At 70.3% G+C, this 9486-nt stretch carries 10 protein-coding genes; 5 read left to right on the top strand and 5 right to left on the bottom strand.

The window, feature by feature from the left end; all coding sequences use genetic code 11:
• Positions 1–102 precede the first annotated feature (102 nt).
• Genes AB0I51_RS47700 through AB0I51_RS47690 form a run of 3 tightly spaced genes read right to left on the bottom strand, consistent with a single transcriptional unit; the run spans position 103 to position 2313 of the window.
• Positions 103–522, bottom strand: coding sequence for a hypothetical protein (locus AB0I51_RS47700; protein WP_362985688.1), 420 nt, complete (start codon positions 520–522; stop codon positions 103–105).
• Between the two features lie 25 nt (positions 523–547).
• Positions 548–931 carry a hypothetical protein gene (locus AB0I51_RS47695; RefSeq protein ID WP_362985686.1) on the bottom strand — a complete coding sequence of 128 codons (384 nt, stop codon included), beginning with the start codon at positions 929–931 and terminating at the stop codon, positions 548–550.
• A 35-nt stretch (positions 932–966) separates the two neighbouring features.
• On the bottom strand, positions 967–2313 hold the full coding sequence (locus AB0I51_RS47690) for a GH25 family lysozyme (RefSeq protein WP_362985684.1): 1347 nt from the start codon (positions 2311–2313) through the stop codon (positions 967–969).
• A 356-nt stretch (positions 2314–2669) separates the two neighbouring features.
• Between AB0I51_RS47690 and AB0I51_RS47685 the strand changes: the two genes are divergently transcribed.
• A complete protein-coding gene (locus AB0I51_RS47685; RefSeq protein WP_362985682.1) occupies positions 2670–3560 on the top strand; it encodes a GNAT family N-acetyltransferase in 891 nt (296 codons plus the stop codon).
• 133 nt (positions 3561–3693) lie between these two features.
• A complete protein-coding gene (locus tag AB0I51_RS47680) occupies positions 3694–4059 on the top strand; it encodes a hypothetical protein (protein WP_362985680.1) in 366 nt (121 codons plus the stop codon).
• On the opposite strand, the gene AB0I51_RS47675 is transcribed toward AB0I51_RS47680, so the two are convergent.
• Positions 4060–4947 (bottom strand): Gfo/Idh/MocA family oxidoreductase, encoded by an 888-nt coding sequence (locus AB0I51_RS47675; protein WP_362985678.1) that lies wholly within the window; start codon positions 4945–4947, stop codon positions 4060–4062.
• A 314-nt stretch (positions 4948–5261) separates the two neighbouring features.
• Between AB0I51_RS47675 and AB0I51_RS47670 the strand changes: the two genes are divergently transcribed.
• The 3 genes from AB0I51_RS47670 to AB0I51_RS47660 all read left to right on the top strand — a co-directional run bounded on the left by AB0I51_RS47670 (position 5262) and on the right by AB0I51_RS47660 (position 8286).
• The gene (locus tag AB0I51_RS47670; RefSeq protein ID WP_362985676.1) at positions 5262–6119 is read left to right on the top strand and encodes an aldo/keto reductase; all 858 of its coding nucleotides are present in this window, start codon (positions 5262–5264) and stop codon (positions 6117–6119) included.
• An 89-nt stretch (positions 6120–6208) separates the two neighbouring features.
• Positions 6209–7981, top strand: a complete 1773-nt coding sequence (locus tag AB0I51_RS47665; RefSeq protein WP_362985674.1) for an ABC transporter ATP-binding protein — start codon at positions 6209–6211, stop codon at positions 7979–7981.
• Between the two features lie 74 nt (positions 7982–8055).
• Complete coding sequence (locus tag AB0I51_RS47660) at positions 8056–8286, top strand: DUF5133 domain-containing protein (RefSeq protein WP_362985672.1); 231 nt, start codon at positions 8056–8058, stop codon at positions 8284–8286.
• A gap of 5 nt (positions 8287–8291) precedes the next feature.
• Here the strand turns inward: AB0I51_RS47660 and AB0I51_RS47655 are convergent, their stop codons facing one another.
• Positions 8292–9260, bottom strand: a complete 969-nt coding sequence (locus tag AB0I51_RS47655) for a helix-turn-helix domain-containing protein (RefSeq protein WP_362985670.1) — start codon at positions 9258–9260, stop codon at positions 8292–8294.
• Between the last annotated feature and the right edge of the window lie 226 nt (positions 9261–9486).

Raw genomic sequence — 9486 nt, 5'->3', positions numbered from 1 at the left:
AACGTCTTGTGGGCGATGCTTCGTGACGGACAGTGCTATCAAGGTTCACCTCCCGTCACGGCTGCGGCTTGACATCACGATTGGGAAGTCCTTTCAAGGAGGTCAGTAGGCGATCTGGAACGTCACGTTCTGCGCGTCGGTGTCGTAGGAGCCCACGCGCAGGACGAAGTGGGTGCCGTCCTTGACGTCGGTGGCCACGGTCGCCCATTCGGTGCCGTGGAGGGAGTAGGTGTCGTCGTTGTTGCACTTGCTCGTGTGGTCGACGAACACCACGCAGGCGTACAGGAACACCCCCGCCGGGCTGTCCGTGAGGAGCCTCATGTTGATGTCGTTGCACCGCGAGGACGTCGTATAGGTGCCGTAGGACACGGGCGACGTGGAGTAGTGGTACGTCAGGGACTTGGCGCCGCCGTAGCAGCTGGCGGCGGTGGCCGAGGACTGCGCGGAGGCGGGTGCGACGCCCACGCCCAGCAGCGCGGCCGCGGTGAACAGAGCCGAGGCGAACGCCCTGTTTCTGGTCATGGTGGTCTCCGTTCGGGTGCGGGGGTCAGAAGGCGATCTGGATGGTGGCGGAACTGCCTTCCAGGTCCACGCCGTTGGGCACGGTGAACTTGGTCCCGTCCAGGACGTCGGTGGCGATGGTCGTCCAGCTCCGGCCGACCTTGGTCCAGCGGTTGCAGACGCCGGTCTTCGCGAACTTCACGCAGGCGACGACGTACTCCGCGTCGCCGCCGACGACGCGCATGTTGATGTCCTCGCAGCGGCTCGTGGTCCAGTACGGGCCGAAGTCGAGCACGTCCCCGTAGTGCACCGTGACTGCTCCGCCGTAGCAGCTCGTGGTGGTGGTTGCGGCCGAGGCGGGCGCCGGGACGGTGAAGCCCAGGGTGACGAGCAGGGCGACGAGGGACGCGCGGGCGAACCGGGTGGTCATGGGAGTTCTCCTTGCTCCGGTGGGTCGGGCCGGAATCAGCGGTTGGCCAGCCGGTCCAGATCGGCCTGGGTGCCGTTGAACACGTCCCCGGTCGCCGGTGCCTGGATGCCCGGGAAGAGCGCGGCATCGGTGTACTGCCACATCGCCCAGGTCGTCGAGCCGGTAGGCAGCGGCGGCTGGGTGATCGACGTGCGGTAGTCCGCGAGTTGCAACGGGTACCGGGCGAAGGCGGTCGTCGAACCGAGGCAGTCGTCCAGGAAGGACTTCTGGGTGTAGATGATCGGCGTACGGCCGAAGGCCGCCTCCACCCGGTCGAGCCACGCCTCGGCGTCGTCCACCGTGCCGTAGGTGGGACAGCGTCCGCTGCCGTCGTCCATGCGTTCCAGGTCGAACACCGGCGGCAGGTCGCCCGCACGCTGCCCGGTGTAGCCGGTCGCCCGCACGGCGGCGATGAACCGGTCGGCCTGCGCGGCACCCGTGTCGGGCGCCGTGCCCGTGTAGAAGTGGTAAGGCGCGACGGCCAGCCCCGCCGTCCTGGCCGCCTCCAGGTCGGTGGCGAGGTATTCGTCGGTGACGTTCAGACCCCGGGTGGCCTTGACCGTCGCGAACTCGACGCCCGAGGCCTTCACGGCCTTCCAGTCGATCGGTGCGCCGCCGGGGTGCTGGTACTTGGCCGTGTCCAGGCCGTCGATCGGGTAGCCGGCGGGGCGCGGTGGCGTGCAGTACGTGTTGCGGCTGGACCAATCCACCAGTTTCGCCCAGGTGTTGGGGCCCACGACGCCGTCCGCACCGAGGTTGGCGCAGTGCTGGAGCTCGATGACACGGGACCGGGTCCCGCCCCCGAAGTCGCCGTCGATCGCCAGCGGTTGATAGTGGAAGGGCTCCATGGCCAGGTTCAGCCGGCACTGCAGTTCTTCGACCTCCGTGCCCTTCGCGCCCTGTTGCAGCGTCGGGCGCGTGTCGGTGTGGCCGCACACGGTCGTCTGCGCGGTGGCCGATGTGCCCTGGGTCGCGCAGGTGTGCGGCTGGGCGGCCCAGATGTTCAGGGCCGTCCAGGTCTGTGGGCCCAGCACGCCGTCGACGCCCAGACCGGCACAGCGCTGGAACTCCTTCAACCGCGTCGCCGTCGCCGGCCCGAACGAGCCATCCGCTGCGATCGGCGTGTACTTGCCGGGCTTCGTCGCCAGGTTGAGCTCGCACTGCGCCTCGACCGCCGCGTCCCCCGTCGATCCCTGCTGCAGCGTGGGCCGCGCGCTCGTGTGCCCGCAGACCGCGGCCACGGCGACCGCGGACTCCGCCGCCTGCACCGCCGTGGGCCCGTACAGGGGCAGGACCGCTGCCACGGCGAGGGTCAGACCCCGCAGAAGCGTCCTTCGTCCCATGTCGTGTTCCCCTCTGATGAGTTGCCGGGAGCCCCGGCAGGCACATGCTGGCAGCGGCTGCCGCGAAGGCCGGATCCGCTTGCCCGCGTTGGGACGCCGGGACAGTCGCGCGCCTGTGACCTGCGGGGACGGATCACTGCTGGGACGAACACGGGATGCGGGCAGGGGCGGGCCCCAAATGCGATGGACGGATGGGAGACCAACGCCCTAGATTCTGAGTGCACGCCCTGAGACCAGCGGAAGGAGGCGAGCGCCATGCGTTTCACATCACCCCAGCGCTCCCTCCCTGTAGGCCCGGTGTGCCTCGTCTGACCTGACCGGGAGCGCTCCACGCAGCAATCCTCCCGGAGGAATCGATGACCGATCTGGTCATTCGCGCGCTCGACGAGAACGACGCGCACCTTTTCGACGCACTTCCCGACCCGCTCGGCGCCCGAGCCGCCCACCGGCTGACGATCTGGCGGCCGGACTGGCAGCGAGTGGCACTGCGTGACGGCACGGTCGTCGCGCGCGCCGCCTGGTGGGGCGGCCCGGACGACTCCGAACCCCGCGCCGTCGACTGCTTCGACCTGATCGAGGGAGAGGAGGAGGCGGGCGCCGAACTCCTGCGTGCCGTGCCCTGGCACGTCGACGTGGAAATGAACCTGCCTCCCGGCTGGCGCGACAGCATCGAGACCCGCGCCGCCGCCGAAGCCCGCTTCACCGCCCTGCGCGCGGCCGGTTACGACCTCCTCGTCGAGCGGTTCATCTACCGATGGACCCCGGAGTGCGGCCTGCTCGAACGTCCCGGACGCCTCGACTTCGCCCCCGAACCCGACGACGCCGTGTTCTTCGACGCACTGCGCCGCATCCACTCCGTCACCCTCGACGCCCACGCCCAACGGGCCATCCGGCAAGGGGGAGTCGACAAGGCCGCACAGGAGGAGATCGACTTCTTCCGCTGGTGCCCGTCCCCGCGCGAGTGGTGGCAGGTCGCCCGCACCCCCGAGGGCGACCTCGCGGGCATCCACATCCCGGCCCGCAACCCGTCGGGCCCGTGCATCGGCTTCATCGGAGTCGTACCGGAACAGCGCGGCCACGGCTACGCCCGCGACCTGCTGGCCGAGTGCACCCACTATCTCGCCGAGCGCGGCGCCGAGTTCATAGCCGCCGCCACGGACCAGGGCAACTTCCCGATGGCCGCACACTTCGCCGAGGTCGGCTATCCGGTCATCAGGGAGCGCGCCAACTTCCAGTTCGTCGAGTAGCCGCACCCGCCCGCAGACCTGCGGGACAGTCGGCCCGGTCCGTGATCAGTGCCGGGCCGACTGTCAGTGCCGGGTGCCATGCTGGCGTCAGGTCGATCCACGGCGATTGCTCTACGGCGGGATGGAGGCGGACATGGGGTTCGTCGGCGAGGTCTGGCAGGTGCGCGGGAGCGAGGAGACGGTCGGGGAACTGGTCGGGGAGATCCTGATCGACGACGCCGATTTCCCCTGGCTGTCGGGCAGGTTCACCGCGGGTCCGGCTTTCGACGCCGTACGGGACCTCTTCGCACGGGAACTCGCCCTGGCGCAGGCCGACGACGACCGGACGCGGTGGGAGGGGGCCTACGACGACATCCGGAGACAGGTGACGCTCACCTCTCCGGACGGGCCCGTGCCCGAGTTCCTGCTGCACATCGAGGGGGAGCGGGCCTGGTTCCGGTGGAGCGACGAGCCGTTCGACGACGAGGACGGGGACGAGGTGCCGCCCGGCGGCGAGTGATCAGCCGGCCGTGCCGGCCACCATCGCCTCGGCCTGCGCCAGGATCTCGGTGATCCGCTGCCCGAAAGCCGCGTCGCACGGGTGCGGCCGGCCCGTGCGGACGGCCTCGCCCAGCGCGTCCGCCGCCCGCACCAGCGCCGACACCGCGCTGCCCGAACTGTCCGGAAGGCTGGCCACCCCGGCCGCGCCCCGGAGTTCGACCGCGACCCCCGCCGCCGCGGGCGGCGCGGTGAGGCTCAGGGTGAGCGTGCTCGACGCACCGTCCACATGGTCGAGGACCAGCACGGCCGTGTCCCCGGGACCCCGCACGGCCGCCGCCACCCGGCGGACGTCGCCGAGCACCGGGAGCAGCACGGACAGAGCGTGCGGGCCGACGTCCCACAGCGCGCCCTTCTCCTGCCGCCAGGGCGAGGCCGCGAACGGGCTGTCGCTGGTGAACACCGAGCCCAGCCACTGGGCCCGAGCGGTGAACCAGCCCTCGGCGGCGGCCTGTTCGGTGATCCACACCTCTGTCTCCCGCTGGAAACGGGTGGTGAAGAACACGACCGACGCGACCCCTGCCTCCCGCACCGCGTCGACCACGGCCCGCCCCTGCTCCACCGTCGGCGCGAGGGGCTTGTCCAGCAGCAGATGACATCCCGTCCGCGCGGCCCGCACCGCCAACTCGGCCTGCACGGACGGCGGAAGAGCCACGGCCACGGCATCCACGTCCGCGAGGAGGGCGTCGACGTCGTCGTAGGCCGGTACGCCGTACTGGTCGGCCAGTTCCTTGGCGGCGTCCGGGCGGCGGCCCCACACGCCCGCGAAGTCCCACTCCGCGTGTCCGGCGAGCGCGGGAGCATGTGCCATCTGTGCCCAAGGGCCGGTGCCGAGCAGTCCGATGCGCATGGCGCTGCCTCTCCACGGGCGAATTCACGGGTTGAATCCGCGGGGCGAACCTGGTGACCACCGGATTCGGTCCGAGCGGCCGGTCGCCGGTGAGCGTGCCACACGACCAGGACAGGTGCGCAAGCCCTGCCCACGACTCACCGATTGAGCAGTCCCGCTGCTGGATGCGTTCGATTTCTTCTATTGGACCTGCGGACCCGGGCCGGAGAGGCTGGAGGTCGTGCCCTGCCCGCCGCGACCCGACCGGTCGTCCGGCGGGACGGGACGGCACGGTTCTGCGCGACAGCCGGAAGACCGGAAGAGGAGCACGAGCAATGGACACCCGCCGTATCGGTGACGTCGAGGTCAGTGCGATCGGCCTGGGCGGTATGCCCATGTCGATCGAGGGGCGACCGGACGAAGCACGCTCCCTCGCGACCATCCACGCCGCCCTCGACGCGGGCGTGACGCTGATCGACACCGCGGACGCCTACCACCTGCACGCCGACGAGGTCGGACACAACGAGACCCTGATCGCCAAGGCCCTCGCCTCGCACGACCGCGGCGGGGACGTCCTGGTCGCCACGAAGGGCGGCCATCTGCGCCCCGGGGACGGCAGCTGGACCCTGAACGGCAGCCCCGAGTACCTCAAGAAGGCCTGCGAGGCGTCCCTGCGCCGGCTGGGCGTCGAGGCCATCGGTCTCTACCAGTTCCACCGCCCCGACCCGAGGGTGCCGTACGCGGACTCCGTCGGCGCGATCCGGGACCTGCTCGACGAGGGCAAGATCCGCATGGCCGGGATCTCCAACGCGAACCCGGAGCAGATCCGGCTCGCGAACGAGATCCTCGACGGGCGGCTGGTCTCCGTGCAGAACCAGTTCTCCCCGGCCTTCCGCTCCAGCGAACCGGAGCTGGAGCTGTGCGACGAGCTCGGCATCGCGTTCCTGCCCTGGAGCCCCCTCGGCGGTATCAGCCGCGCCGGTGAACTCGGCTCCGCCTACGCGCCGTTCGCCCGGATCGCCGAGAAGCACGGCGTCAGCCCGCAGCGGGTGTGCCTGGCCTGGATGCTCGCCAAGTCCCCGGTCGTCGTACCGATCCCGGGCGCCAGTCGCCCAGAGACGATCCGCGACTCGGCCGCCGCACCCGGACTGACGCTCTCCGCCGAAGAGTTCGCGGAGCTGGACGCCGCCTGAGACGGTGGTGACGCCGGAGGTGTAGTTGTGGCGGGCAAGGGAAGAAAGCGCTTGCCCGCCAACTGGTCACAGGGGGAGGACCACCACCGATGGCGTCGTCCACGGACAAGCCGCTCGACCACCGCTACCGCGACGAACACCCGATCCGCACCCTCGCCTATCTGTTCCGTGAAGACCGCAGACGCCTGGCCCTGGCCGTCGCCGTCTTCACGGTCAAGCACAGCCCCATCTGGCTGCTCCCGCTGATCACCGCGTCCATCATCGACACCGTCGTCCAGCACCAGCCGGTCAGCAGACTCTGGATCAGCACCGGCGTCATCCTGTTCATCCTGCTGATCAACTACCCCTTGCACGTCCTCTACGTCCGCCTCCTCTACGGCAGCGTCCGCCGCATGGGCACCGACCTGCGCTCGGCACTGTGCACCCGGATGCAGCAGCTCTCCATCGGCTACCACTCGCGGGTCAGCGCCGGAGTTCTCCAGGCCAAGGTCGTACGGGACGTGGAGACGGTCGAGCAGATGGTCCAGCAGACTGCCGAGACCGGGCTCGGCGCGATCACCGTGCTCACCGGCGGCCTGGTCATCATCGCCTTCCGCACACCGGAGTTCGTGCCCGTCTTCGTGGTCGTCGTGCCGGTCGCCGCGCTGCTGGTGTCCCGGCTGCGGGCCCGCCTGCGCACCCACAACGAGCACTTCCGGCACGAGGTCGAGACGCTGTCCTCGCGCGTGACGGAGATGACCCGTCTCATCCCGGTCACCCGCGCCCACGGCCTGGAGGGCAAGGCCCTTCGCCGCATGGACGGCACCCTGCGCCGGCTCCTCACCACCGGAAACCGCCTCGACCTGCTCAACGGCCGCTTCGGCTCGCTGGCCTGGGTGGTGCTGAACGTGGTCGGCGTCCTGGTACTCGCGGGCGCCGCCCTGGTGTCGTACTACGGTGCCTGGGGCGTCACCGCGGGTGACGTCGTCATGCTCAGCGCCTTCCTGACCACCCTCACCAACTCGACCACGACCCTCATGGGCCTGGCCCCGGTCATCACGAAGGGACTGGAATCGGTCCGTTCGGTCGGCGAGGTGCTCCAGGCACCGGAGTTGGAGGACAACGAGGGCAAGGAGGTGGTCACCGCGGTACGGGGAGCGGTCACCTTCCGGAGCGTCGGCCACACCTACGAAGGCGGCCAACTCCGCCCAGCCGTCCACGACTTCACCCTCACCGTGGCACCCGGCGAGACCGTCGCCCTGGTCGGCGCGTCCGGCGCCGGCAAGTCCACGGTCCTCAACCTCGTCATCGGCTTCATCCGCCCCACCACCGGCCAACTCCTGCTCGACGGCACCGACATGAACACCCTCGACCTGCGCACCTACCGCCGCTTCGTCTCGGTCGTCCCCCAGGAGTCGATCCTCTTCGACGGCACGGTCCGCGACAACGTGGCCTACGGCATGGACGACGCCGACGAGGAGTCGGTGCGCGCTGCGCTGAGGGACGCCAACGCCCTTGAGTTCGTGGAGACACTGCCGCAGGGACTGGAGACCCTGGTGGGCGAGCGCGGGGCCCGGCTGTCCGGCGGGCAGCGCCAACGCCTCGCCATCGCACGGGCGTTGATCCGCGACCCCAAGGTGCTCGTCCTGGACGAGGCGACCTCGGCCCTGGACACCCGCTCGGAGGCGCTCGTCCAACAGGCTCTCGCCCGACTGCTGCGCGGACGTACGACATTCGTCGTCGCGCACCGGCTGTCCACGGTCCGGGGCGCCGACCGCATCGTGGTGATGGGCGACGGGGAGATCCTGGAGGTCGGCACGCACGACGATCTTTTGCGCCGGGGCGGGGCGTACACGGCACTGCACAGCGGACAGGTCGCCTGACCGGATCTCGTGACCGTGCGCTTGAGCGGGCGTCGACGGGGCACAAGGAGCGCACAACGAGAAAGGGGCGCTCCGTGCTCGTGCCGGACCCGAAGGTCGTCAGGAAACTGCTCACCCGGTACGCGGTGCTGCGCATCTCCCAGGCGGAGCGGCAACTCCCGCAGACGGCCGCCGAGTTGAACGACGTCAGCTACACCCTGTGCGTCATGACGGGCACAACGGACATCCGGGAGGCCATCGTCAAGGCGGACGCCCTGCTGGCGGCGGCGCGTGGCGCGGCTGCCGACGGCCGCGCCGTCGCGTAGAACCGTCAGGGGAGCGCCACTTCGGGGACCCTCCTGCCGTGGAACGCCGAGCGGTACGCCTGCGGGCTCGTGCCGACCACCTTGCGGAAGCGTTCGCGGAACGCGGTGGGGGAGCCGAACCCGGCCTGCTGGGCGACGCGTTCGATCGGGTGGTCGCTGTTCTCCAGCAGGTATTGGGCGCGGCGGACCCGGGCGCGCAGCAGCCACTGGAGCGGTGTGCTGCCCGTCTGTTCGCGGAAACGGCGGCTGAAGGTGCGCTCGCTCATGCCCGATCGCGCCGCCAGTGCTCCCAGGGTGACCTCGTGGGCGAGGTTGTCCTCGATCCACTTGAGCAGCGGTTCGAGGGTCGAACCCTGGGGGACCGGCGGGTGCCGGTGCACGATGAACTGGGCCTGCCCGCCCTCGCGTTCGAGCGGCATGACCGAGAGACGGGCCGCGTCGGCGGCGACCGCCGAGCCGAAGTCCCGGCGGATGAGGTGCAGGCACAGGTCGAGCCCGGCGGCGGCGCCCGCCGAGGTGAGGATCTGCCCGTTGTCGACGTACAGCACGTCCGGTTCCACCTCGACCAGCGGATACTCGCGGGCCAGCAGATCCGCCGCGATCCAGTGGGTGGTGGCGCGCAGCCCGTCCAGGAGCCCGGCCGCGGCGAGCACGAAGGCACCGGCGCAGATCGACACGATCCTGGTACCCGCCGCTGCTGCCTCCCGCAGCGCGGCCAGCACCCGCGCGGAGGGCGGCGCGGCCTGCTCCGAGCGGCCGGGGACGATGACGGTGTCGGCGTCTGCCAGCGCCTCCAGCCCGTGGTCCACCCGCAGCGCGAACCCGTCCGTCCGCACCTCCGGCGTCTCCCCGCACACCCGGATCCGGTACGCGTTCCGGCCGTCGGGCAGTCGGGTACGGCCGAACACCTCCATCGGGGTCGCCATGTCGAACGGCACCACATGATCGAGCACGAGAATCGCGACAGTGTGCATGAGCACCACGATAGGCAGGTTCCCGCCAGCCCTGTGACACGGCCTTGTCCCGCCGAGGCATTACCACAGCAGGTGGCGGGAATCCGTTGGAAGCTGTCGTTCCAGCCCCTGTGCGGCCGGACGGGACCTGCCTAGTGCTCTGACCGCAAAGGTTCACCGGCCTGGGGCGTGTGTCTTCCTTTGGCTGAGCAGACGTTCAGGAGCACTCGCGCAAGGGAACCGTCGC

Origin of the sequence: Streptomyces sp. NPDC050549 (assembly GCF_040655035.1) — a bacterium.
In the GTDB taxonomy this organism is placed as follows: domain Bacteria; phylum Actinomycetota; class Actinomycetes; order Streptomycetales; family Streptomycetaceae; genus Streptomyces.
Note: the sequence above shows the minus strand (reverse complement) of the source record. Positions and strands in the feature narration are given on the sequence as shown.